The sequence below is a fragment of the Paenibacillus sp. JDR-2 genome (genome assembly GCF_000023585.1).
GTDB lineage: Bacteria > Bacillota > Bacilli > Paenibacillales > Paenibacillaceae > Pristimantibacillus.
The window spans coordinates 3,088,860-3,113,588 of record NC_012914.1; the positions used below are offsets into that span (position 1 = coordinate 3,088,860).

The 24,729-nt window shown below is 49.1% G+C and carries 19 protein-coding genes, 1 pseudogene and 1 riboswitch; of the genes and pseudogenes, 18 read left to right on the top strand and 2 right to left on the bottom strand.

The genetic code is table 11. The annotated features are described in order from the left end of the window. Nucleotides 1-26: 26 nt before the first annotated feature. Genes PJDR2_RS13540 through PJDR2_RS13560 form a run of 5 tightly spaced genes read left to right on the top strand, consistent with a single transcriptional unit; the run spans nucleotide 27 to nucleotide 4,908 of the window. Nucleotides 27-947 carry a polysaccharide deacetylase family protein gene (locus PJDR2_RS13540; protein WP_015844268.1) on the top strand — a complete coding sequence of 307 codons (921 nt, stop codon included), beginning with the start codon at nucleotides 27-29 and terminating at the stop codon, nucleotides 945-947. Nucleotides 948-983: 36 nt separating this feature from the next. Next, nucleotides 984-1,481, top strand: a complete 498-nt coding sequence (locus PJDR2_RS13545; RefSeq protein WP_015844269.1) for a YcxB family protein — start codon at nucleotides 984-986, stop codon at nucleotides 1,479-1,481. Nucleotides 1,482-1,502: 21 nt separating this feature from the next. Then, nucleotides 1,503-2,462, top strand: a complete 960-nt coding sequence (locus tag PJDR2_RS13550; protein WP_015844270.1) for an AAA family ATPase — start codon at nucleotides 1,503-1,505, stop codon at nucleotides 2,460-2,462. A gap of 11 nt (nucleotides 2,463-2,473) precedes the next feature. After that, nucleotides 2,474-3,580 carry a DUF58 domain-containing protein gene (locus PJDR2_RS13555; protein WP_015844271.1) on the top strand — a complete coding sequence of 369 codons (1,107 nt, stop codon included), beginning with the start codon at nucleotides 2,474-2,476 and terminating at the stop codon, nucleotides 3,578-3,580. Next, nucleotides 3,577-4,908: a DUF4129 domain-containing protein gene (locus PJDR2_RS13560; protein WP_015844272.1), complete on the top strand. Its 1,332-nt coding sequence runs from the start codon at nucleotides 3,577-3,579 to the stop codon at nucleotides 4,906-4,908. The genes PJDR2_RS13555 and PJDR2_RS13560 overlap by 4 nt, the downstream gene beginning before the upstream one ends. Here PJDR2_RS13560 and PJDR2_RS13565 read toward each other — a convergent pair whose 3' ends face one another. Next, entirely contained in the window at nucleotides 4,909-5,886 is a 978-nt protein-coding gene (locus PJDR2_RS13565) for a YpdA family putative bacillithiol disulfide reductase (RefSeq protein WP_015844273.1), read from the bottom strand. A 180-nt stretch (nucleotides 5,887-6,066) separates the two neighbouring features. Between PJDR2_RS13565 and PJDR2_RS13570 the strand changes: the two genes are divergently transcribed. The 3 genes from PJDR2_RS13570 to PJDR2_RS13580 all read left to right on the top strand — a co-directional run bounded on the left by PJDR2_RS13570 (nucleotide 6,067) and on the right by PJDR2_RS13580 (nucleotide 10,483). Then, nucleotides 6,067-6,600: a hypothetical protein gene (locus PJDR2_RS13570; protein WP_015844274.1), complete on the top strand. Its 534-nt coding sequence runs from the start codon at nucleotides 6,067-6,069 to the stop codon at nucleotides 6,598-6,600. A gap of 310 nt (nucleotides 6,601-6,910) precedes the next feature. Beyond that, on the top strand, nucleotides 6,911-8,656 hold the full coding sequence (locus PJDR2_RS13575) for an ABC transporter ATP-binding protein (RefSeq protein WP_015844275.1): 1,746 nt from the start codon (nucleotides 6,911-6,913) through the stop codon (nucleotides 8,654-8,656). Between the two features lie 18 nt (nucleotides 8,657-8,674). Further along, nucleotides 8,675-10,483, top strand: coding sequence for an ABC transporter ATP-binding protein (locus PJDR2_RS13580; protein WP_015844276.1), 1,809 nt, complete (start codon nucleotides 8,675-8,677; stop codon nucleotides 10,481-10,483). Here PJDR2_RS13580 and xerS read toward each other — a convergent pair. Then, nucleotides 10,480-11,576: pseudogene (xerS, locus tag PJDR2_RS13585) on the bottom strand (tyrosine recombinase XerS). The gene PJDR2_RS13580 and the pseudogene xerS sit on opposite strands and share 4 nt — an antisense overlap. A gap of 232 nt (nucleotides 11,577-11,808) precedes the next feature. On the opposite strand from xerS, the gene PJDR2_RS13590 reads away from it, so the two are divergent. The 10 genes from PJDR2_RS13590 (at nucleotide 11,809) to PJDR2_RS13635 (ending at nucleotide 24,697) form a co-directional block, all read left to right on the top strand. Beyond that, complete coding sequence (locus PJDR2_RS13590; protein ID WP_015844278.1) at nucleotides 11,809-12,474, top strand: cell wall hydrolase; 666 nt, start codon at nucleotides 11,809-11,811, stop codon at nucleotides 12,472-12,474. A gap of 208 nt (nucleotides 12,475-12,682) precedes the next feature. Continuing rightward, the gene (gene rpiA, locus PJDR2_RS13595; protein WP_015844279.1) at nucleotides 12,683-13,357 is read left to right on the top strand and encodes a ribose-5-phosphate isomerase RpiA; all 675 of its coding nucleotides are present in this window, start codon (nucleotides 12,683-12,685) and stop codon (nucleotides 13,355-13,357) included. 34 nt (nucleotides 13,358-13,391) lie between these two features. Then, the gene (locus PJDR2_RS13600; protein ID WP_015844280.1) at nucleotides 13,392-14,144 is read left to right on the top strand and encodes a metallophosphoesterase family protein; all 753 of its coding nucleotides are present in this window, start codon (nucleotides 13,392-13,394) and stop codon (nucleotides 14,142-14,144) included. Nucleotides 14,145-14,239: 95 nt separating this feature from the next. Continuing rightward, a riboswitch (cobalamin riboswitch) is annotated at nucleotides 14,240-14,419 on the top strand. 158 nt (nucleotides 14,420-14,577) lie between these two features. Further along, on the top strand, nucleotides 14,578-19,131 hold the full coding sequence (locus PJDR2_RS31930; protein WP_015844281.1) for an S-layer homology domain-containing protein: 4,554 nt from the start codon (nucleotides 14,578-14,580) through the stop codon (nucleotides 19,129-19,131). Nucleotides 19,132-19,200: 69 nt separating this feature from the next. Beyond that, nucleotides 19,201-20,175, top strand: coding sequence for a DUF4430 domain-containing protein (locus PJDR2_RS13610; RefSeq protein ID WP_015844282.1), 975 nt, complete (start codon nucleotides 19,201-19,203; stop codon nucleotides 20,173-20,175). Continuing rightward, nucleotides 20,172-21,065 (top strand): energy-coupling factor transporter transmembrane component T, encoded by an 894-nt coding sequence (locus PJDR2_RS13615; protein ID WP_015844283.1) that lies wholly within the window; start codon nucleotides 20,172-20,174, stop codon nucleotides 21,063-21,065. The genes PJDR2_RS13610 and PJDR2_RS13615 overlap by 4 nt, the downstream gene beginning before the upstream one ends. Further along, nucleotides 21,038-22,729, top strand: a complete 1,692-nt coding sequence (locus tag PJDR2_RS13620) for an ABC transporter ATP-binding protein (protein ID WP_015844284.1) — start codon at nucleotides 21,038-21,040, stop codon at nucleotides 22,727-22,729. The genes PJDR2_RS13615 and PJDR2_RS13620 overlap by 28 nt, the downstream gene beginning before the upstream one ends. Further along, nucleotides 22,711-23,442, top strand: coding sequence for an ECF transporter S component (locus PJDR2_RS33165; protein WP_015844285.1), 732 nt, complete (start codon nucleotides 22,711-22,713; stop codon nucleotides 23,440-23,442). The genes PJDR2_RS13620 and PJDR2_RS33165 overlap by 19 nt, the downstream gene beginning before the upstream one ends. Before the next feature lie 226 nt (nucleotides 23,443-23,668). Then, nucleotides 23,669-24,061 (top strand): GNAT family N-acetyltransferase, encoded by a 393-nt coding sequence (locus PJDR2_RS13630; RefSeq protein WP_150106481.1) that lies wholly within the window; start codon nucleotides 23,669-23,671, stop codon nucleotides 24,059-24,061. A 21-nt stretch (nucleotides 24,062-24,082) separates the two neighbouring features. Further along, nucleotides 24,083-24,697: a LysE family translocator gene (locus tag PJDR2_RS13635; RefSeq protein WP_015844287.1), complete on the top strand. Its 615-nt coding sequence runs from the start codon at nucleotides 24,083-24,085 to the stop codon at nucleotides 24,695-24,697. Nucleotides 24,698-24,729: the final 32 nt, after the last annotated feature.

Here is a 24,729-nt window from a genome sequence, read left to right on the forward strand (position 1 = left end):
CTAATTAGAGAGGGGATGTGCCCGAGATGAACGTTGCAGCATCGCTTGGATATGGCAGCCAGGAACGATTGTTGATTATTAATGCGGATGATTACGGACTGTGTCAGTCAACCAATAAAGGAATACAGCAGCTGCTTCAGGAACAGGCGGTAAGCTCGGCAACCCTAATGATGCCGTGCAAGTCCTCTCGCGAAGCGGCTCTTTGGAGTGCCAACCGTCCGCAATTCGATGTAGGCATCCATTTTACGTTTACAAGCGAATGGGATTCTTACCGTTGGGGTCCGGTTCTGAATGGCAGCGATACGCAGTCGCTGGTAACCGCTGAAGGGTATTTCCCGAAGGATTGCAGAAGCTTCGAGCTTCAGGCTGAACCGCAGCAGGTGAAGAAGGAAATGATTGCCCAGATCGAAGCCGCGCTTCAATTGGGAATGAATCCTACGCATGCGGATAACCACATGGGAAGCTTATATGGGCTGGAGACGGGCAAAAATTTTCTGAAGGAAGTTTTCGAGGTATGCGCGGCTTACGGACTGCCGTTTCGGATGCCGCGCAAGGTAGCGGCGGTAAGCGGTCAGATGGTTCCGCCCGAGCTGGAGGAGCAGGCCCGGCAGCTTGGTTTGCTGGCCCATGCTATGGGAGTTGTCGTACTTGATTATCTGATAGGACTTCCGTTTCCGCTTAAGGCGGGAGATACCTATGATACGGTAAAAACGGACCTGAAGCAGCAGTTGAAGCAGCTGCAGCCGGGCGTAACCGAACTCATATTCCATCCATCCCTCGTGACGGATGAGCTGCTAGCTTTCCACGGCCAGCCGGAGAAGCGCGGCATGGAGTTCCAATTGTTCCGCGATCCGGACGTCCAGCAGGCACTTCGGTCGGAAGGGATTCGCCTGATCAGATGGAGAGATTTGCAGCAGCTCCAAAGCACGGTATATGGGAGACCGTAATATAGAAACAGGAATTGTTTTATCGGGGGAGAATCATTGGATACCGTACGATTTCAATATGGCCAGCATGTCGCTAGAGCGATGAAAAGTCTATATTTTCAAACCTTACGAATTCGACTAACATGGGTTTTCGAAGTTTTATTGGTTATAACTTGTGTTTCGCTTGCCGCCGTTACGAATTCTAGGCTGCTTGCGGTCATTGCGGCGGCGGTCGTTGTATTAGCGTTATTAAACTATGTAACCCATTGTATTGTTCATCCAAGAAGAATCGTCAAAGACAGAAAGCTTAACGGAGAGTTCGAGTACAGCTTCAATTCCGATAATCTCGAATTAACGGTGGCGGACGGTACATCCAAAGTGAATTGGGGTAATTTCGCGAAGATCTGGGAGAACGAACACTACTATTTTTTATTCCATAATAAGAGACAGTATTGGATCATCCCGAAAGAGTCGTTTCGGAATGCCGAGCAGGAACAAATATTCCGCAAGATCGTTCAAAGCCATCATCCTATCACAACGGGAGTCATCCGATAACCGGACAAAGGAGACGCACTTATGTCATTTCAATCGATTAACCAATTAGCGGAGAGACTGAAGTCAAATATCGGCCAGGTTATTGTTGGAAAAGAAAGCGTTACCGAATTGTTGTTTATCGCCTTAATTACTTCGGGTCATGTCCTGCTCGAGGATGTGCCAGGCACGGGTAAGACGCTGCTCGCCAAATCGCTGGCGCAATCGCTGAAGCTTCAATTCCGCCGGGTACAGTTCACGCCGGACCTGCTGCCTTCCGATCTTAGCGGTATCCAGTATTACAATCAGAAAGAGGGCGGTTTCGAGTTTCGTCCGGGACCGCTCTTTACGAATCTGTTGCTAGCAGACGAGATTAACCGGGCGACTCCGAGGACGCAATCCAGCCTGCTTGAATGTATGGAAGAGCGGCAGATTAGCGTTGACGGAGAGACGAAACGTCTGGACAAGCCGTTTATGGTCATCGCTACGCAAAATCCGGTCGAGCATCAGGGAACGTTCCCGCTGCCGGAAGCACAGCTTGATCGGTTCTTATTCAAGATCCAGATGGGCTATCCAACAACGGAGGAAGCGCTTCAAATCCTTAAACGCTTTAATAATGCCGATCCGTTATCGCATTTGGATGCGGTTGCAGCCGCTTCCGATATTGCGGAAGCACAGCGTCATTATGCGGAAGTCCGCATAGAAGACGAAGTGCTGTATTATCTGCTGCAGCTGATCGAACGGACCCGTACGCGTGACGATATTCTTGTGGGCGTTAGCCCCCGCGGCAGCCAAGCGCTCCTGAGAGCTTCGCAGGTCCACGCGATTCTGCGCGGCCGGGATTATGTGACGCCGGATGACGTGAAGGCGATGGCGAAGCCGGTTCTGGCGCATCGTTTGTCTCTAAGGGGAATGCAGAGGTCTCATAAGCATGCGGAAGACATCATTGAAGATATTATCCGGCAAACCGCGGTGCCTGCGGAAGCTGGAATCGGCTCCCGATAGGGGGGCAATCGATGATTATATTCTGGGTAGCATTTGCGGCAATCATTGTCTTTTTCCTGCAGGCCAAAATCTTTCATAAGTATGGCTTGCGTCAAATCGGGTATGAACGGAAATTTCAAAAAAGAGTAAGCTTTCGCGGCGAAACAATCGAGCTGGTCGAGCAGTTGACCAATGCCAAATGGCTGCCCGTTCCCTGGATGCGGGTCGAATCCCAGTTATCGTCGGATTTAAGGTTCCACCGTCAGGATAATCTGGAAGTAAGCAGCGGCAAGCTGCTGCAAAATCATAAAAGCTTTTTCACCCTTATGCCTTATACGAAAATTACGAGAAGGCACCGCATCGTATGCCAGAAGCGGGGCTGGTATAAGCTGCAGTCGGTGACCATGACGGCAGGCGATCTTCTGGGCTTTCTGCATCAGACGAAGCAGATTGCATTAAATGGCGAGTTAATCGTCTACCCGACGCCTGCCGAGGTGCCGGTTCACGAGCTGCCTTCCCATAGCTGGCAAGGGGAGCTGTCGGTCAGACGCTGGATTGTCGAGGATCCGTTTGTTGTGATGGGGACCCGCGAATACCGTTCCGGCGATACGTACAAAATGGTCAATTGGAAAGCAACGGCCAGAGCCGGCAATCTTCAGGTTCATCAGTACGACTATACGGCGGACCGCAGGCTGATGGTCTATCTGAATGCGGAAGACAACGAAAGCATGTGGCGTTCCATTAATGACGAGGAGTTGATTGAGCACGGAATCGAATGGGCGGCCGGCGCAGCCCAAGCGGTTATACAAGGCGGTATGGAAGCGGGCTTCTGCACGAACATGCCGATTATCGGGGAGTTCGGAAGTACTTTCGTTGAACCGCGCAGCGGCGGAGGGCATCTGACGGATATTTTCGAGGTCATGGCAAAACTCGAGCTTGTCCGGACGGAGCCATTTGCGGACCTATTAACGCGTGAAGCGGACAGCGGTTACTCCCAGCGTGATGTGCTTGTGATCTCTAGCTTCTGGAACGATCAGCTTGAGCTTCAGGCGGACAGGCTTCGCCGTAACGGGAATGCGGTAGTTCATTGGAAGCTCACTCCCAATCCGGTTCAAGAGCAGGCAGGTGAGGCAGGATGAACCAATTGAAAAAGCATCAGCCAATGCTGCATTTGCTTCATGGGAGCATAGAAACGTTATTCGCTTTGCCTATATGGTTTATCGCACTTTTTTATACGTCAACCGATGCGTTTATGGTGTTATGGCTTCTAACCGTTCCGTTCATATATATGGCGGGGGCAGTGTGGATCGGGAAGTTGAAGAATAACCGCAGAATATACCGGCTGCTATTAGGGATTCTGCTTGGCGCGCTTCATACGGGCGTGATCTACGCCGTGTTATTTTCCTTTCAGACGGATCTGCCGGGAGCAGCGGCTATTCTTCCGGTACTGCTAGGAGCCTTTACAGCGGTTAGAGGAATGGGAGCAAGCACAAAAAGCTGGTATGTTTCTTTTCCGAATACGCTTATGTTTGCCAGCATTATTTTGTATACGATATTAACGATTGTTGCCCATCTTCAGGAAAAGCTGCAGCCCTATTTTACGTTTCTGACCCTTTGCGGCATTGTTGCACTTATTCTGATGCTTTACATCGTTAATGAACGGTTACTGTCCTATGAGACGCAATCCGGAGGAGCTATCCAATCCTCGACGACAAAAGTGTTCAAACGGCAAAACCGTTATATGTTGACGATAATAGCCGTGCTACTGCTTATAGCCGGATTGTTCCGCCAGCTTCAGTCTTCCATTGAATCGTTTTTCCATGCGGTTTTGAACAAAATTTTGGGCTGGATGGACGGTTCGGGCGAACCGATTGAAGAACCGCCTTCCGATACGCAGCCGCCTCCAAGCGGACTGCCTCCCGTTGAGGCTCATAATCCGCCGGCATGGCTGGAAAGATTGGAGCTGGTTGCGAAATATATTGGCATCGTGCTTCTGATTATTGGCGTCGCCGTACTTTTGTTCTTTATTGGCCGGAAGCTATATCGGCTCTTAAACAAGGTGTTGGGCAGAATATGGGAACGGGCAGCGGACAGCAAGGAAGGTGCCGTTGGTTACACGGATGAGGTTGAGAGTCTGGTTGACCGGACCAAATGGAGCGTAAGGCTTGGCAAATCAAGCCGGAAAAAGGAAGCACGCTGGGAAGAGCTGTCGACAGCCGGGGAGAAAATCCGTTATCTATACCGGAGATATGTTGCTGCGGCGGTAGGCCGGGGGTATGATTATAAGACTCACTACACGGTTAGAGAAACAACATCGGATATTGGAGCCTGGGGCAGAAAATCCGGCTCACAGGCAGACGCCGATACTCTTGCCCGTCTATATGACGAGGTTCGTTATGGAGGACAGGAGCCAAAAGAAGAACTCGTCCAATCTCTTAAGAAGAAGTTGGACGAGCAGCGTAAATAATTAACGAAGCGAAACAATATGTTCAGCAATCTTGTTGCCGTGGAAGCGGCCGGATTCGATGAAAATTTCATTCGCTTCATGCTTGGAGGCAACGACACCGGCCAGATACAGGCCGGGTACGTTTGTCTCCATTGTTGTTTCATCAAAGTACGGGAAGCCTTCCTCCTCGATGCGTACACCGGAGCTTGTCAGGAAATCACGGTCAGGATGGAACCCGGTAAGGGCAAGCACAAAATCATTGGCGACCGGATGGCGCCCCTCCGGAGATTCGACGATGACATGACGCTTATCAATTTCAACAACACGAGACTCAAATAACATACGAATGATGCCGTTATTGACTTTGGCTTCAAAGCCGGGCCTCACCCATGGTTTAATGCTCGATGAGTAGCCAGCGCCGCGGTAAATGACCGTTACCTTTGCCCCTACCCGTTCCAGCTCCAGTGCTGCATCGATTGCCGAGTTGCTTCCGCCGATAATCGCGACTTCCATGCCGGTATAGGGATGGGCTTCGCGGAAGAAGTGAGTGACTTTATCCATCTCTTCACCTGGAATGCCGAGATAATTCGGATGATCGAAGTAGCCGGTCGCGACAACCACGTAGCGGGCCTCATATTGTTTTTCTTCCCCGTAGCGGTCTGCACTGGTCAAATGGAATAGCCCGTTGTCCTGCCGTTCAATACGGAGTACCGTTTCGTATGCATTGACGCGCAAGCTGTTGCGCAGCGCAGCAGTCCGGTAATAATTAATCGCCTCAAGGCGGGAAGGCTTATCATTAGGCGTCGTAAACGGGATTTCTCCGATTTCCAGCCGTTCCGGCGTACTGAAGAAATGCATGTATGTAGGATACATGGAAATGGAATGGGCGATGTTGCTTTTCTCAATAATGACGGGATGAAGTCCGATCCTCTCAAGCTCAATGGCAGCGGCAAGACCGCATGGACCGGCTCCGATAATAATGGCTTCTTCTTTGAACACTTGCTCAGGAACCTCCTTAAACGAAAAAAGAGTATTACTTATTATTCAAGCTAGTAAACATTAACTTTCATTGTACAGCTACCCGCGGATTTTATGCAAATTTGGCTAATGGCTATCTTGTACAGGGGAGGTATTATTGTATAATAATGTGGAACCGTGGTTAGAGAAGGAGGGGCAAATATGCGACGGCGATTTGTTATAGAAGCGGTTATGGTGGCAACGTATGGACATCTCCTTATTCCGAGCCGTCCGATTGATTACGTCGTGCCTTATTCATCCATTCTTGAGTTGTACGATATGAGAGACGGGGCAGAGCCGGTAATGGACGATCCGGAGGATGACGCGCATGTCAAGAGCAAAATCGGCGAGCTCATAACGTTCTTTGAGGATCCGCTCAACCGGAAAAAAATCGAACGCGCCATGCAGGTGCCTTGGCGGGAAAGCTCTCCGCTAATCTTAAACGACAGGATTCAGTTCACGATTGTACATGCCGTAGATAACGCGCATTATGGCGAATATTTCGATCCGATCGAGACTGAGCTGCTTCTGACCAGCTCGAAGCTGCAAATTCCGCTGTTGTCCGATCAATTCGAATTTCAAGATAAGCTGCTCGAAGCAAGAGTGCCTGTCCAGGTATACGATATCGAAGATTTCGAGTTTGCGGTAGAAGAAGGCATCTCCATTAAGGATACGAGTCAGTTCGGCGATTCCTGAAAAATTAATAGCGATTCGACAAAATCAGCTATTGCAAGAGAGAGAGTCCGTCTGTTACGATACGAACAGATTACACGAAATACAAATCCGAAGGGAAAGGGGTGTCCGGTATGCGGAATCAACAACAGGCAATGATTGTTCTGGTTCGTTTTTTCCATGCATGCCGTACAGGCCGCCTTCGTGATGTGACGTCAATACGCGGATAACTATCTGTTTAATGGCGTTTACATCTTTGCAAGGATCCCGAGCCTAATTGCGGCTTGGGGTCTTTTTTTGTTCTTTTTAGCATAGAGGGGAGGCATACAAAAGAGTGAAAGTATTATTGCGGGTATTAGCGTACGTGAGACCTAGCGCGAAATGGGCGGCAGCAGCCATTGTCGTCATGCTGTTCGCAACGATCTTCGACCTCGTTGCGCCATGGATTTTGCGCGAGATCTTTGACGAAGGAATCAAGAAGGAAAATGTATCGCTTATTTTATGGCTAACCTTGCTCTTGATCGGTGTCCAGGCGTTAAAAAGCGCCGGGATGTTCGTGCAGGGCTATTCCCAGGAGCTTGTCGGGCAAAACGTTGTGTTTAAGCTTAGAGAACAGCTATACGCACAGCTGCAGCGGTTATCTTTCTCGTATTACGACAAGGCGCAGACCGGGCAGCTGATGTCCCGGATGACCGGTGATATCGAGGCCGTCAAAAACTTTGTTGGCTTTGGCGCAATGGGCTTGCTGACCGGTTTATTGACCTTTGTGGGAACGATGATCTTTATGCTCTGGATGAATTGGAAGGTGACCTTAATTAGTACGGTTACAATTCCGCTTATCCTGCTTATTTTATGGTGGTTCAGCAATAAGGTTGGTCCAGCCTGGTCCAATATCCGGGAGCAGACCGGACGGCTAACGACAACCCTTCAGGAAAACATTGCAGGCATCCGAGTTGTGAAATCGTTTGCGACGGAAGCGGTCGAGCAGCAAAAGTTTGCCGAAAGGAACAAACAAAACTTCGATACCAATATGGACCGCGCAAAATTGGAAGCGAAAGCATTCCCTCTGATGGGATTGTTTGGGGGATTAACCTTTGTTCTGATGATCTGGCTGGGAGCGGTATACGTGGCTCGCGGGGAGATGACGCTCGGGACCTTTATGGCTTTCCAATGGTATACATGGGGGATTATTTGGCCGCTCAACATGCTGGGCTGGCAGATTAATATTATGCAGCAGGCGATTAAGGCAGCCCCGCGCGTATTCGAGGTTCTAGATACGCCTTGCGATATCGTAACGCCGGAGAACGGAATTCAAACCGATCGAATGCGAGGCCAAGTCTCCTTCCGCAATGTAAGCTTTTTCTTTAATGACCAGGATCAATCGAAGGATCAACCGATTCTAAACGACATTTCCTTTGAGGTGGAGCAGGGTGAAGTCATTGCCGTATTAGGTGCAACCGGCTCAGGGAAAAGCAGCCTGATTGCGCTTTTGTCCAGGTTCTACGATGTGTCGTCCGGCACGGTTCAGATCGACGGCATTGATGTCCGTGATTATGACTTGGATGGCCTGCGGAGCAGTGTAGGTATCGTACCGCAGGAGACGTTTCTATTCTCCGCTTCTATTCGGGATAACATTGCATACGGCTACCCGGATGCGACCATGGAGCAAATCGAGCATGCGGCTCAAAAAGCGCAAATCCATGATTTTATTACGACTATGCCTCACGGTTACGATACCTTGATTGGCGAGCGGGGAGTTGGGCTTTCCGGCGGTCAAAGACAAAGGGTAGCGCTTGCAAGAGCGATTCTGATGAATCCGCCGATTCTGGTCCTCGACGAAGCCACAGCCAGCGTGGATACGGCAACGGAATCAGCTATCCACGAAGCACTGCTTGAAGTCATGAAAGGCAGAACAACATTCATTATTGCGCAGCGGTTGTCCTCGATTCAGCATGCCGACCGCATTCTCGTATTGGAGCAAGGGCGCCTGATCGAGCAGGGTACCCATAAACAATTAAGCGAGCGGAACGGATTCTTCCGCCAGCTGTTTGAACGGCAGAAGCTAGCGGCTGGAAGCTAACGGACAGGAGGGGAACACATGAGTCAAGTGGAATGGGACGACGACAGCGAGATTGAGGAGAAACCCTTTAATCCCGCGTATATGAAGAGGCTTCTTGGATATTTAAAGCCTTATCGCAAGACGCTGACCATCATTATAGGCGTTGTCCTTGTCAATATGATTTTAAGCCTGGCGGAACCTCTGCTGCTTGGGTATTTGATCGACGATGGCATTACAAAAGGGGATTTTCACGCTATTCATCTGTTCGGTATTACCTTGCTCGGTATCAAGCTGATCGGCTGGGGCTGCGGCTGGGTACATACCAAATACATTAACTTTACCGGGCAGCGCATCTTGTACGATCTACGCCAGCAGCTGTTTAATCATTTGCAGAAGCTGTCCTTCCGCTTCTTCGACGGACGTCCGGCAGGGAAAATCATGTCGCGTATTACCAATGATACGAACGCGATTGGCGAACTGATAAACGGCGGACTGATCACAACCGTTATGGAAGTTACGCACCTGGTCGGAATTGTGGCGATTCTTCTCTGGATGGACTGGAAGCTTGCGCTTCTGTCCTTCATTATGATGCCGCTTCTGTATCTTATCGTGAACCGGCTGCGCCCGAGAATTGAAGGGGCATGGACCCGTTCGCGCAAGACGATGTCGGCCATTAACGGACATTTGAACGAAACGATTCAAGGCATCCGCGTCGTTCAGGCATTCTCGCGTCAACATAAAAACAGCGCAAGGTTCGAAGGGATCAACTTCCGGAACAAGCAGGCTTTCATGCGCGCCATTATGCTGGAATCAACCGTATATCCGCTGGTTGAGCTGGTGGGAATGATCGGTACTTGTATCGTTGTATGGTTCGGAGCCAAACAAGTCATGGACGGTGCGCTTACTATCGGTTTTGTTATGGCTTTTATCAATTACTTGTGGCGCTTCTGGGGACCGCTCAGCGCTTTGTCCAAGGTGTACAGCCAAGTGCTGTCGGCGATGGCTTCCGCAGAACGGATCTTTGAAATTCTGGATACGGATGCAGAGGTAACAGATGCCGCCTATGCGCGCCGTATGCCGGCGATCCGCGGTGAAGTGGCGTTCGAAAACGTATCGTTCCGCTATGAAGAATCGAAACCGGATGTGCTTCATAACGTCAGCTTTAAGGTTCGTCCGGGACAGCGTGTTGCGCTTGTTGGACCAACGGGGGCGGGGAAAAGTACAATCGTTAATCTGCTTATGCGGTTCTATGATGCAACCGGGGGCAAAGTTACGATTGACGGACTAGATGTCAAAGACGTAACCCTGGAATCTCTACGCAGACAGATGGGAATCGTACTCCAGGATTCGTTTATTTTCTCGGGAACAATCGAACAGAACCTGCGTTACGGCAATGACGGGGCAACAATGGAGCAAATGATTCAAGCTTCGGAAAGCGTACGTCTGGACCGTGTCGTTGCGTCCATGAATGAGGGCTATGATACGGAGGTAGAGGAGCGGGGTTCAAAGCTGTCGGTTGGCCAGCGGCAACTGCTTGCATTCGGAAGGGTGCTGCTGTCCGATCCGCGGATTCTTATCCTGGATGAAGCAACCTCAAGCGTAGATACCGAGACGGAGCAGCATATCCAGGAAGCGCTGGAGACTTTGCTGAACGGACGCACCGCTTTTATCATCGCGCATCGTCTCTCGACGGTACGCGACGCGGATCTTATTCTGGTTGTCCAGGACGGACGAATCGCGGAGCAAGGCTCTCACAATGAATTGATGAAGCAGGGCGGCCTGTATGCGAAGCTGGTAAATACGCAGCTTAACATGCAAGAGGCTGTGTTAACGCAAGTTGAAGCTTAGTTCGCGGCTTCGCTTGCTTTCTTAATCCGGTCGATCGCTTCGGCCATCGTTTTATCCGTAAGATGGGCGTAGATTTGGGTCGTCTCGGGAGAGGCGTGCCCAAGCTGCTCCTGTGTCATATAAATATCGTTACGCAGGTAATAATCGGTTGCGAACGAATGGCGGAGCTTATGTACGCTTAAGTAAGGCTTGCCGAACCGTTTCGCATATTTGATTACCATTTCCTGAATGGCGCGTTTGGTCATTCGAGAGCCTTCTTTTTTGCCGTTAGCTATGGCAAGGAAGAGGGCTTTTTCGCGTTTAGGCGCTTTATAATGAGAGTCCCTCATTTGCAAATAGGCAGTTAGATCATCAACCGCTTCCTGACGGAAATAGACGGGAGTCTTGAAGGTGTCATCGTTCTTGCCTTTTCGGTAAACGTAGGCGAGCTTCTTCTTCACATCAATATCGTCGGTATTCAGATTTACGATCTCGGAGACGCGGAGGCCGGAATGAAGAATCAGACTGATAATACAGCTGTCTCTGGTTCGATTCAGCTGATAGGAATATAACGCCTGCTTATTCTCGGCAACATCCTTCTCGTAATCGGCATGAATATAGGCCAGAAATTCATAAATTTCTTCTTCCTGCAACAGCTTGCCTTCCAGCTTTGCCGCCGTATCTTTTGGCTTATGCGTCCGCTTGATGGATACCTTGGCCATTACGTTCCGCTTCAATAACGGATAGAACTCCTCATCCTCGGCGATCTGGCTCAAGTAATGAAAGAGCGATCGGAGAGAAGACAGCTTACGCGTAATGGTCGTTCTGGTATTGCTATGGTTCGGGTTCGTCGCAAGGAACATCCGGAAGGTGTCAATGCTGTCCATATGCAGCCGTTCAAGCTCGATAAGCTGGACATCCTTTACTTTTTCCGCGCTTGATAATCCTTCCGCAATCAGCCATCCCATAAACGTCTCATAATCTCTAACATACTCCAGCAATGAAGAGGGAGAGAGGTCGGGAAGCTTATAGTTGATAAATTTCTCCACATACCAGGGCATCATCGGAACACCCGGTCAAGCTCCTGCCGATCCTTGATTTTGATCACATTCAATGCTGTTCACCTCACTTCGAATCTTCCTATATTGTACCAATTCAAGCGAAAGGGAACAATCGAAAGGATTCCGGCGTAAGGAAAAAGTTAGATTAGCAAATAAATGTAATTAATGTATTTGGGTTACTATAAATTTTTATGTATGTTAAACTCGTTTAAAACCTGCCGTTGCATAACAAAATTATTCCAATTAATGATTTATACAAATATTAATAAAATGAGAGGAGTATTAATGTTGATTAATAATCAAATTTATAAATATAGTATTTCCATTATTCTAGCATTTATGATGACGGTTGCCATGCCGCTTCAGGCTGCGAAAGCAGCGGCGCCAGCTACGCTCAGTTACGGCAGCTACGGTCCGGATGTTCCGGATTTGCAGTTCCGTCTGAAGACGCTGGGTTATTTCGATAATACGGCGATTACAACGTTTTATGGCAAAATGACGGAAGAGGCCGTTCGCAAATTCCAAGCGGATTACGGACTTAAATCGGATGGAGTAGCGGAGGAGAAAACTTGGACCCAATTGAAAAAGGTCTCTGCTAATCAGAAAGAGCTCGATCTTCTGGCACGTATCATTTATGCAGAAGCGCGTGGAGAGTCCTACAAGGGCCAGGTTGCCGTTGCGGCGGTTGTATTGAACCGTCTGGATGCTGACGGCTTCCCCAAAACCATTAAAGGCGTTATCGAACAATCCGGCGCATTTACGGCGGTAGATGACGGGCAATATTATATGAAGCCGGATTCTACAGCCTACAAAGCCGCGCTTGATGCGCTTGGCGGCAACGATCCGTCGCAAGGCGCGTTGTACTATTTTAATCCGAAGACGGCTACATCGAAGTGGATATGGTCCCGCAAGCAAACCGTCCACATTGGCAATCATATCTTCGCGGTATAAGATTCATAAATGAAGGGCTATGTACAAAGTTTGCCCGGTATCGGCATGGTTTATTTAAAGAAATAATGGTTAAAGGCACATTCCCGCTCAAATCGAGTGGCGATGTGCCTTTTATTTTTTAAACTGCCCTATATTTCCTAACATTCATAGCTTTGTTATACTAAAAATTAAATCCTTTGTACAAATTCTAAATAAATAAGGTGATCTCATGGAATCGAAACGTATTGCAGCAGAAAAAGCAGTTGAACTCGTCAAAGACGGGATGAAAGTAGGACTTGGAACCGGCTCTACCGCTTATTGGGCGATCCAAGCCATTGGCCGTAAGGTGAAAGAAGAGGGGCTAACCATTCAAGCGGTCGCGACCTCCGTTCAATCCGAGCAGCTGGCGAAAGAACTTGGCATTCCGATGATGCCATTCGCAGACGTGGACGTGCTTGATCTGACAATTGACGGAGCAGATGAGGTTGATCCCGCCCTGCACCTCATAAAAGGCGGCGGCGGCGCTCTGCTCCGCGAGAAAATTGTAGCGGCTGCAAGCAAGCAGCTGATTATTATCGTGGACGAGAGCAAGGACGTGAAGCAGCTGGGCAAGTTCCCGCTGCCTGTCGAGATTGTTCCGTTTGCGTTCGAGCTGACGGTGAGGAAGCTTCGCAAGCTGGGCTGCGAGCCGAAGCTCCGCAAGAACGGTGAAGAGCTGTATGTGACCGATAACGGCAACTATATTGCGGATTGCGAGTTTGGCGCCATTGCGGATCCGGAAGCGCTACATGACGACCTGAACCGGATTCCCGGAGTTGTAGACAACGGATTGTTTATCCATATGGCAAGTCTTGTTATTGTGGGCTCCGCAGACGGTTCGATCCGGAGTATCACGAAGGAATAAGCCAGCCTAACAAGCAGGAAGGGTGGAGAGAAGCATGAATATGAGGTTTGCGTTAATAACGGATATCCATGGCAATATGCCTGCGTTAAAAGCGGCCCTTCATGAGATCGACACTTTGCATGATGTCGACTCCATCTATTGCTTGGGAGATATGATCGGAATCGGGCCGGATACGAATGAGGTGCTTCATGCGCTTTTCTCCAGGGATGATATATCCTTTGTGTCCGGCAATCATGATGAAGCCGTGCTCGCGATTATCAACGGAGAACCTTATCCGGAGAGCCATTTCCATTCGGAACGGCATCATAAGTGGATAGCGGATAGAATGGACAAGTCGTTTGTCCCGCTGCTGGAACGAATGCCCCGCATGATCCGGACCGAAGCGTACGGCAAAAGCATGCTTTTTACCCATTATCATATTGCGCGGGACAAGTTCAGCGATCCGATAAGCAAAGATCCGTTTAGCCCAATTGTTGAGCCAAGCCTGTCCAATCTGGAAAAGCTGTTCGACGGTTACGAAGACGCATTGATCGGTTTCGGCCATCATCATCCGGTTCATTATTTCCGCAGCGAGAGACAAGCATTTGTTAATCCCGGTTCCCTTGGCTGCAACAATAAGTCCACTGCCAGGTACGCGATCGTTACGGTGTGCGAGCAGGGTTTTGAGGTGCAGCTGCAGGAGGCGGAATATGATAATTCGGCATTCCTTGCTTCCTACGAAAAGCTGGATGTACCCGACCGGGAGTTTATTTTGCGAGTCTTTCACGGAGATCAGCTGAGAGAATAGGCCTATAGAATTGAAAAATTTAGCATGACAAAACGAAAAATATTCGTTATGATGAGCAAGCAAATTGAATACGAGATAAGTATCAGGTGCCAATGATACCTTCCGCCGGTTAGGGCGATGGTATTGGATTGGTTAAAAGGGAAGTTGGGTGAGAATCCCACGCGGTCCCGCCGCTGTAAGAGACGAGTCTATGCGCATATCCACTGGGCAACCGGGAAGGGTGCATAGGCATTGACGCTCGAGCCAGAATACCTGCCTGATTCTTTTTTACACCACAATTCTACGAGCGATAGGAGGGTGTTCATTATGCATGCTTACTTTGACATGTCTACTTGATCAAGCCCTTCAACTTATACGAGTTGAAGGGTTTTTTGCTGTGTTGATCAGTAGTTGTGCCCGAGAGAATGAGAGAGTTATAGAAAGGGAGCTTGTAATGAAAAAGAATAAATGGTTAGTATGGCTGCTTGTTATAGCGGTAACGTTATCCGTTGCGGCTACGCCGGCCCGCGTGTCTTACGCCGACCCGGCAGTCACGCCGGAAGGATACGTCACGCTGGATGTGGAGAAATTTACGCTTGGCCAGGGCTATATTAAAGAGCCCGTAAAAGTACCTTTTTATGAAGGGGACAATGGGGCGGCTTTGGTCGACCGTCTCCTTGGGGAAGAGAACTACAAGCATTCGGGATCGATCGATAGCGCTTTTTACTTATCCAAAGTAAAAGATAACGATTCCAGTCCGGTTCAGCTTCCATCCTATCTTACAAAGATGATGGAAGAAAACAATGCTGCGTTTGGCGGCAAAGTGGATGAGAATTGGCTTGGAGAATTCGATTATACCTTTATGTCCGGTTGGATGTATGCGGTGAATAATGCCTTCCCTCCCGTTGGCTTCTCGAATTATGAACCGCAAAACGGCGATGTCATCCGTGTCCAATTTACCGTTTTCGGGTATGGAACTGACCTTGGCAGCGAGTGGGGAGATATCCGACTTGCGAACAAGGATGATTTAACGGAAGCGGTTGCCGAAATCAATAGCTCACCTGACAAACAGGAATTACTGAATGATGAGAAGATTGGACCTGCGTACGAACATGCATACGCAACATTGGAAAATATTGAAAGCACGCAAGAGGAAGTTAATTCGGCTTTGACAGAGCTGGCAGGAGCTCAGGATAAGACCTCTCCTTCCATAACGGTTAACGGATTCGTTAACAATCAGATCGTAACGGAACAACAGCTTCCGTTCTCGGTATCGGTTACGGATAATGTTCCGCAAACAATTGACCCTGAAGTTAAGCTGAACGGGAACCTGCTGCAACCATCCGGCGGACAATATACAGCTGGTCTTGTATCTGGCTTGAATACGATTGTTATCAAAGCAGCGGACGGTGCAGGCAACCAGGCAACGCAGACTTATACGGTTACATATAAGGCAAGTGCTGCAGGTACAATCAACCAATACGTTGACCGCAATCTGGCTTATCTATTATCAACGGTAAGCAATCCCGTCTTCGGAACGTTAAACGGCGAATGGTCGGTCCTAACCTTGGCACGCGGCAACTACCAAGTACCGGACGGCTACTATGACACTTATTACAACAAGGTCGTAGCGGCTGTTCAAGATAAACAAAACGTTCTAGATCCAAATAAATATACCGAGCACTCCAGAGTTATCCTGGCGCTGACGTCGATTGGCAAAGATGTAACGAATGTCGGTGGATTTAATCAGCTCGAGAAGTTGGCAGATTTCAATAAAGTTATTGCTCAAGGGATTAATGGGCCAACCTTTGCCTTACTTGCACTGGACAGCCACAATTACGATATTCCTGCCGTAGCAGCCGTAGCGGTTCAGTCTACAAGAGCCAATCTTATTCAATACATGGTTGATATGGAAATTAAGAAAGGTACCGAAAATGCAGGCGGATGGGGCTTTGGCAGCTTTGTTGATGTGGATCTGACGGCTATGGCGCTTCAAGCTTTGGCACCTTATTACAACAGCAATCCTGATGTCAAATCAGCTGCCGACCGTGCAGTCGCATGGTTGTCCAAGTCGCAAAGCAGCGTTGACGGCGGTTATTCTTCGAGCGAGAGCATCGCGCAGGTCATTGTTGCGCTTAGCGCATTAGGAATCGATTCCAACTCGGATCCCCGTTTTGTGAAGAACGGCCATTCCCTGATTGATGCATTCTTACTCTATGCTTTGCCTGATGGCGGTTTCCGTCATACCAAGACAGGTGGCGTCAATGGATTGGCGACCGATCAAGGTACGTATGCACTTGTTGCTTATGACCGTTTCCTGAAACAGAAGAAATCGCTTTATGATATGACGGATGTCACGCTGTCTACTGAACAACCGGCTAATCCCGGTGATTTGATACTTCCGGCAGGCAATACGCCGCAAGTAGCGGTTCCGGATGATTCGGAAGTTTACCGAATACCGGTGACGGCGGCAGACAGCGGCAGACAAATCGGCATTACGATTCCTGGCGGCAAAACATCCGATGTAAAGCTTAGTCTTCCGCTTAACACCGCGCTGCCGCGGATTGAAGCGGTAAAAGGAAATAATTCGATCCTGATTCCGCAAGGCACGCAAGTGACATCCGGAGATTCAGCAGGCATTCAATTGCTTACTACCTTAAATGCTGCCGATTCCGCCTTGCAAAATCAAATGAAGAACATTGTTGCAAGCGGCAAAAAACTGGATGATGTTGCAGTTGCCTTTTCGATGGGCGGAAGCGCACGCGTGCAATTCAATCAGTTCGTTACCTTGACGCTTAAAGGGATGGGCGGCAAAAGCGCTGCTTATATCGAGGGCGGCGTTGCCACTTCGGTTGCGAAATTCGCCAGCGATGCGCTTGGTCTTGCAAGCGGCAAGAACGAATACGCGTACGATAACGGTTCTGATCTGATTATCAAGACCAATCATTTTACGGATTATGTTGCTTTCGCTGAGAGCACTATCGTTGTAGATGGAGGGGGAAGCAATCCTCCGCCTACGGTTACGAAATATGTAACCTTGTCCGTTGACAAATTGACGATCAACAAGGGTTATACCGTTGCAAGCACGAAAATTGAGCTGCGTTCGGGAGATACCGCATGGAGCGTGCTCAAACGGATACTCGACAGCAAAGGCCTGACTTACGAATACGTCTTTACTTCGAAATACAACAGTGTTTATGTACAGTCCATTGCAGGTGACGGTGAATTTGATCATGGCAGCGGAAGCGGATGGATGTACAATGTCAACGGCGTTTACCCAAACTATGGTGCAAGCCTTTATGAGCTTAAAGACGGCGATAAGCTGCAATGGCGTTACACAACGGATTTAGGTATCGATCTAGGAGTTAATCCGGATGATTGGGAAACGCCGGGCGAGAACGGCAATAACAATGGGGATGACGACGGAAATACGGATTTAGGAACGGGAGGAACAGGCGGTACAGGCGGTTCTGAGGGGACAGGTATACCTCCGGCTACAAGCGGATTAGAAAAGCTTTATTCCGATGCTTCCAAAATTTCGTCTTGGGCAAAGCAAGCGATTGAACAGGCATCCGAAAAAGGCTTTGTGCAAGGCAGCGGCGGTAAGTTCCATCCGCAAGATTCGGTTACAAGAGCAGAGTTTGCGAAAATGCTCGTTTCCATTCTGGCTCTGCCAACAACCGCGCCTTCAGCCGGATTTACGGATATAACTACGAAGGATTGGTTCGCGCCTTATGTTAATGCGGTTGCCCAAGCCGGCTATATGAACGGCTATCAGCAGCATTTTAATCCAAACGCAAGCATTACGCGCGAAGAAATGGCCGTGACGATTGTCCGGGCGCTTGGCATCAAAGCGGCACAACCGCAAACCGCGATCAAAGATTTGCAGGGTGCATCGGTATGGGCACAGTCTGATATCGCAACCATCGTAGAAGCGGGATTGATGACAGGATCGTCTGGCAAGTTTGATCCGCATACCGAGGTTACCCGCGAGATGGCAGCCGTAGTGGCAATGCGTTCTTACGATTATAAACAAGCGGGCAATTCCGGCAGCAGTCCGGTTGACGCAAAGCAGCTGGAGGTTCAGGGTCACATCAAGACAACGGCTGCCTTCCTGCAAAAAACCGTAACCGATCCGGTTATTGCGAGCGTAGGCGGAGAATGGACGGTTCTAGGGCTGGCGCGTTCCGGCATGCCCGTGCCGGATTCCTATTTCGCCAAATATTACTCGAACGTAGAGCAGGCGGTAAAAGAAAAAGAAGGTAAGCTTCACTCGGTGAAATACACGGAATACGACCGGGTCATTCTGGCTTTAACGGCCATCGGAAGAGACATTCATAATGTAGCAGGTTATGACCTGACAAAACCTTTGGCGGATTACGAGACCGTAATTAAGCAAGGGATTAATGGACCAATCTTTGCACTGATCGCACTGGACAGCAAGGGTTACTCGATTCCGGCAGATCCCAGTGTGAAAACACAGACTACCAAAGAGCTCCTAATAGATTTTATTCTTAACCGGGAGATTGCAGGCGGAGGCTGGGCACTTGGCGAGAAGCCGACTGAAGCGGACCCGGATATTACGGCAATGGTGCTGCAGGCATTGGCGCCATACTATAACGCTAATCCAACCGTGAAGGCAGCTGTTGAACGCAGCATAACATGGCTTTCCAAAGCACAACAAGCCGATGGCGGTTACGCTAGCGGCGGGGCGGTTAACTCGGAGAGCTCCGCACAAGTTGTTGTCGCATTGACCGCGCTTGGCATTGATCCGCAAACCGATTCCCGTTTTGTGAAAAACGGCCGTAACGTACTGGACGCATTGCTTGGCTACTCGGCATCGGGCGGCGGATTTTACCATGTTAAATCCGGCGGTACCGGTAATGGCGGAGCCCAGCCTGGCGAAGTGGATCTGATGGCAACGGATCAGGCATTTTATGCTCTGGTCGCTTATGACAGGTTCAAAAGCGGAAATACCCGTCTCTATGACATGACAGACGTGAAATAAGCTTAGACTCAGCAAGGGCATTCGTATGCCCTTGCTTCGTTATTTCTTCATGAAGAGGTGGGAAACAGGATGAACAAGAAAAAATGGCTGTCCGCAATGCTTATCATCGGAGTGTTGGCGATTGCTTACTTCTGGGGCGGGAATTACGCAAAGAACCCAACCTCGGAGAGCGCGGTTGCGACCACGCCGCCCCCTGCGGAAGAGCTTGCATCAACACCGCCTAGCAACGCGGCAAACCAAACGCAATCTGAACCGGGAGAAGACCCGTTAAAGCAGACGGAAGCCGATAAATCCTCATCAAGCGGTCTACCTTCCGAGGAGCCGGCAGCTACGGGACAAGAGCAGTCTCCCTCGACTGAAAAGCCGCCTGCTACGAATTCGGACAGTAGTCATGCAACGGAGACAGTTAAGCCGGCAGGTGAACCTAAAGCTTCACCAACTCCTTCGGAATCGGCTAAACCCTCCGGCAGCGGGTCCGGGAAGGGGGCAGAAGCGACTCCGGCAACAAAACCTCCGGCTGCTTCGCCTGAAGAGACGAAGGATAAGTATCAGACGGACCCGGTTCCATCAGGAAAGCCCCAGCCGGTAGAGTGGCAGGATGCAAAGATCGACAAGAAGAAGCCACTCTCCGTTACGCTGTCGGTGTCAGCCGCAACGATATTAAACAATCTGGACAGCTTCAACGAAGATAAACTTGAAGTTTTGCCGAAGGACGGCGTTATTTATCCGAAGCAGAAAGTTACCTTTTATGAAGGCGAGTCGGTCTTTGACGTCCTTCTCCGGGAAATGAAGAAGAACAAGATTCATATGGAATTTGAGATGACTCCGATTTATAACAGCAATTATGTCGAAGGTATTCATAATATTTACGAATTCGACTGCGGGGAGCTTAGCGGTTGGATGTATAAAGTGAACGGCTGGTTTCCTAACTATGGAGCGAGCAGGTACGCCTTAAAAGACGGCGACGTTGTAGAGTGGGTATACACTTGCGATCTTGGGCGCGATGTCGGCGGCTATTCCGCGGGAGCAGGGGTTAAGTCATGAACCGGAGCGGATTTGCCGGCTATCATCCATTAATAAACTTTATTTATTTTACGGCTGTATTGCTCTTTGGCATGTTCTTCATGCATCCCGTAATGCAAGGCATCGCGCTGGTTAGTGCCTCTGTTTATTCCATTCTGCTGAGAGGCAAGGGAGCGGTGCGGTTCCAGCTGATTTTTATACTTCCGTTGCTGCTCTTTACCGCATTTATAAACCCGGCTTTTAATCATGCGGGCGTTACGATCCTTTTTTATTTAAAAAGCGGTAACCCGGTTACGCTCGAATCCATTCTGTACGGGATTTCATCCGCATGCATGTTTGTGACCGTCTTAATCTGGTTCTCCTGCTACAACGCGGTTATGACCTCGGATAAATTTATCTACTTATTCGGCAAGCTGATCCCGGCAATGTCCCTTATCTTATCAATGGTGTTGAGATTTGTGCCAAGATATAAGGAACAGATCAAGCGGATTTCTTATGCCCAGAGAAGTATAGGTAAAGACGTATCGCAAGGGAACATCATACAGAGAGCCAATAACGGACTGAAAATCTTATCGATTATGACGACCTGGGCGCTGGAAAATGCAATTGAGACGGCTGATTCGATGAAATCGAGGGGATACGGGCTGACTGGCCGTACGAGCTATTCGCTTTACAGGTTTGATAACCGGGATAAAGGAATTATGGCCGTTATGCTCAGCCTGATTGTCATGATCTTGATTGGCGAAGCGAGCGGGTTGAATTCGATGAGATTTTTTCCCTCTATTAAAACAGCGGCTATTACGCCGTTTAGCTTTCTGATCTATGCGGCTTATTTGGGCTTTTGCATGCTGCCGGTTATTCAACATACGATGGAGGCAATCAAGTGGAGATCTATCACATCCAAAATGTAAGCTTTACGTTTCCGTTGCAGGAAAGGGAAGCTTTGCATTCTATTCATTTAACGGTTCAAAGCGGCGAGTTTGTCACGATTGGCGGAAAATCAGGTAGCGGGAAAAGCACTCTGCTGCGTCAGCTCAAGCCAATCCTGACTCCGCATGGGAAGCGCGAGGGCAGTATTGCTTTCCGCGGGGAGCCTATTCAAGAACTGGACCAGCGTTCGCAAGCTTCCGAAATCGGCTTTGTTCAACAAAATCCCGATAATGGCATCGTTACCGATAAAGTGTGGCATGAGCTGGCTTTTGGGCTCGAAAGCTTAGGCTTAGATCAACAGACCATTCGGCTTCGCGTAGCGGAGATGGCCAGTTTTTTCGGTATACAGACCTGGTTCCATGAGTCGGTTGCGGAGCTGTCCGGCGGTCAGAAGCAGCTTCTTAATCTTGCCTCTATTATGGCCATGCATCCATCGGTATTGCTGCTAGACGAGCCAACCTCACAGCTTGATCCGATTGCCGCAGCTGATTTTATCGAAACCTTGCGTAAAATCAACCAGGAGCTTGGTACGACCATTATAATGACCGAGCATCGGCTTGAAGAGGTGCTTCCGGTATCGGATCGCTTCATTGTCATGGATGACGGCAGGATTATTGTAGATGAGCATCCGCGTAAAGCGGGGGAGGCCTTGTGGCAGATGAATCATCCGATGTTCACAGCGATGCCGTCGCCTATGCAGATTTACGCCGGAGTAGCAAGCGACTCCTCTTATCCGGTAACTGTGAAAGAAGGCCGTCAGTGGCTCGACAGCTACAACAAGGGAAATCTCCTCATCCACGAAGCAGCATCAATTACTGGAGGATCTGCTGTTCCTGCTCCTTCATCATCTGTCAAACAGTCAGCTATCCGATTCAAGGATGTATGGTTCAAATACGAGAAGAATGGCCCTGATATTATTAAAGACTTGTCTTTTGAAGTGAAGGAAGGACAGTTCTATTGTTTAGTTGGCGGTAACGGAACGGGGAAGACGACTGCTCTATCTCTGGCAGGAGGGCTCTATCGGCCCTATCGCGGCAAGGTGTATACCGGAGGAGAAAATGTAGCCTCGATGAAGTCTAAAGAGCTGTATCGGAATAAACTGGCTTACCTTCCGCAAAATCCGCAGCATCTGTTCGTGAAGAAGACGGTTGAACAGGATTTATACGAAATGCTGTCCGATTCCGCAATGAAGAAGGAAGAGAAGGCAAGCAGAGTCCAGGCGGTATGCGAGTTTCTTGAGTTGCAGCCGCTCCTAGCCATGCATCCGTATGACCTCAGTGGAGGGGAGCAGCAAAGAGCGGCGTTAGCAAAAGTGTTGCTGCTTGAGCCTCGGATCCTTCTATTGGATGAGCCAACGAAAGGGCTCGACAGCTTTTTCAAGGCTAAGCTTGCTTCCTACTTGAAGCAGTTGAATGCAACCGGCGTCACGATTCTGATGGTCTCCCATGATATCGAATTTTGCGCCAAATATGCGGATGTATGCGCTATGTTCTTTGACGGCGGCATCACGTCAAGCGGGCCTGCGAAGAGCTTCTTCGCAGGGAACAGCTTCTATACGACATCCGCGAACCGGATGGTGCGTCATGTCTGGCGACATGCGGTAACGGCAGAGGATGTGATCAAGCTATGCAGGAACAAGGGATAGAAAAGACAGGAAGCCGGTTCGGCAAGCGAACGCTAATATCCGCAATTCTCATTGTTATTGTGATCCCGGCAACCATTCTGCTTGGAGTGTTTGCCCTGGATGACCGAAAGTATTATTTTATCAGCCTGCTGATTATTCTTTATACGATGCTTCCGTTTGTTATGGTGTTCGAGCGAAGAAAGCCGCAAGCCCGGGAGCTGATCGTTATTGCCGTGTTGTCTGCCATTGCCGTAGCGGGCAGAGCAGCGTTTTTTATGCTCCCCCAATTTAAGCCGGTAGTGGCCATTGTCATTATTGCGGGAGTGAGCTTTGGTCCGGAGGCAGGGTTTCTGGTCGGGGCGACGTCAGGCTTCGTCTCGAACTTCTTCTTCGGGCAAGGGCCGTGGACCCCCTGGCAGATGTTTTGCTTCGGCATCATTGGTTTCATTGCAGGCCTCCTGTTCAGGAAGGGCTGGCTTAGAATAAATAAGCTTTCGTTATGTTTATTTGGCGGACTAGCGACTTTCGTCATATACGGAGGAATCATTAATATCGGCTCGATGCTGATGTTTACGCCTTCTATTTCTCGTGAAGCTTTGATCGCAACCTATGCATCAGGATTCTGGTTTGATCTCATCCATGCCGCGGCGACCGTTATTTTTCTATTTATACTAGCGAAGCCGATGCTGGAAAAGCTCGAGAGGATAAAGGTGAAGTATGGCTTATATGAGTGATGATTTGAAGCGGAAATAGCAATGCGATGAGAAGTGAAAATCACTAAGCAAGGGCATCCGTATGCTCTTGCTTCTTTGCTTATCCCTGCAGAAAAAAACAATGCTATAATAGGAATGCTTTGGGATTATTAAAGGGGGTATTGTCTTGCTTACGTTTCGCGATAGCACACAAGAAGATTTTAAGAGAATTGCCGCTTTTCCTGCCAATGCCTCAGAAGCCTTTTATATGTTTCCGAAAGGAACGTTTCCGATCAATCCGGAGCAGCTATATGAGGTGTCGTTAACCAGGAGAGTGCCTACGGTAATTGAATATAACGGTGAGCCGGCCGGGTACTCCAATCTATACGATGTGGAAGAAGGCAACAGTGGATGGCTGGGCAATGTGATCATCGGCACGCAATTCCGCCGTATTGGTGCGGCCAGGTTTTTAATCCAAACGATGCTGAATCGGGCTAAAGAAGAGCTTGGACTAATTGAATTGAACCTGATTTGCCATAGCCCTAATACAAAAGCTTTACTTATGTATAATCAATTCGGGTTTAAACCATACGACTTAAAAGTGTTAAAGAATGAGGAAGACATCGATATTGCAGGAATTCTTATGAGGATTACCCTGTAAAACAGGAGTGGAAAAGTCAGCATGAGTATGTGGAGCGGGGTTCTTGTGGGGTTGTCGATTGCAGCCCCGGTTGGGCCGATTGGCGTGTTATGTATGAAAAGAACGATCAACCAAGGCCGATGGTATGGCGTCTTATCCGGGCTTGGAGCGGCTTCTGCCGATGCCGTATACGGGCTTATTGCCGCGATTGGGTTTACGGCATTAACGAATGTACTGGTTGACCAGCGAATATGGATCCAATTAATTGGAGGATTGTTTCTATGTTACCTAGGTTATCAATCGGTCCGGGCATTGCCGAATAGCGGGAAAGAGCTTCAATTAAATAACGGACTGGCGAGAGCTTATTTGACAACATTCCTTCTGACTCTTACAAATCCAATGACGATCTTATCGTTTGCGGCTATTTTTGCGGGTATACAGCACTCTGCGGAAGCAACAGCAGGGGATTCGCTCCTGCTTGTGCTAGGAATCTTCCTTGGCTCCATGTTGTGGTGGCTTCTGCTCGCTGGTTTGGTAGGGGTAATCCGAACGGCTCTGAATGCAATGGCCATGCGATGGATTAACGTATTATCAGGTATCGTATTGCTTGTTTTCGGAGTATGGTCGTTGGTATCGGCAATCCGTTTGGGAGGATAGGAAAGCATTGACAATGGGTTATTTTTCCGATA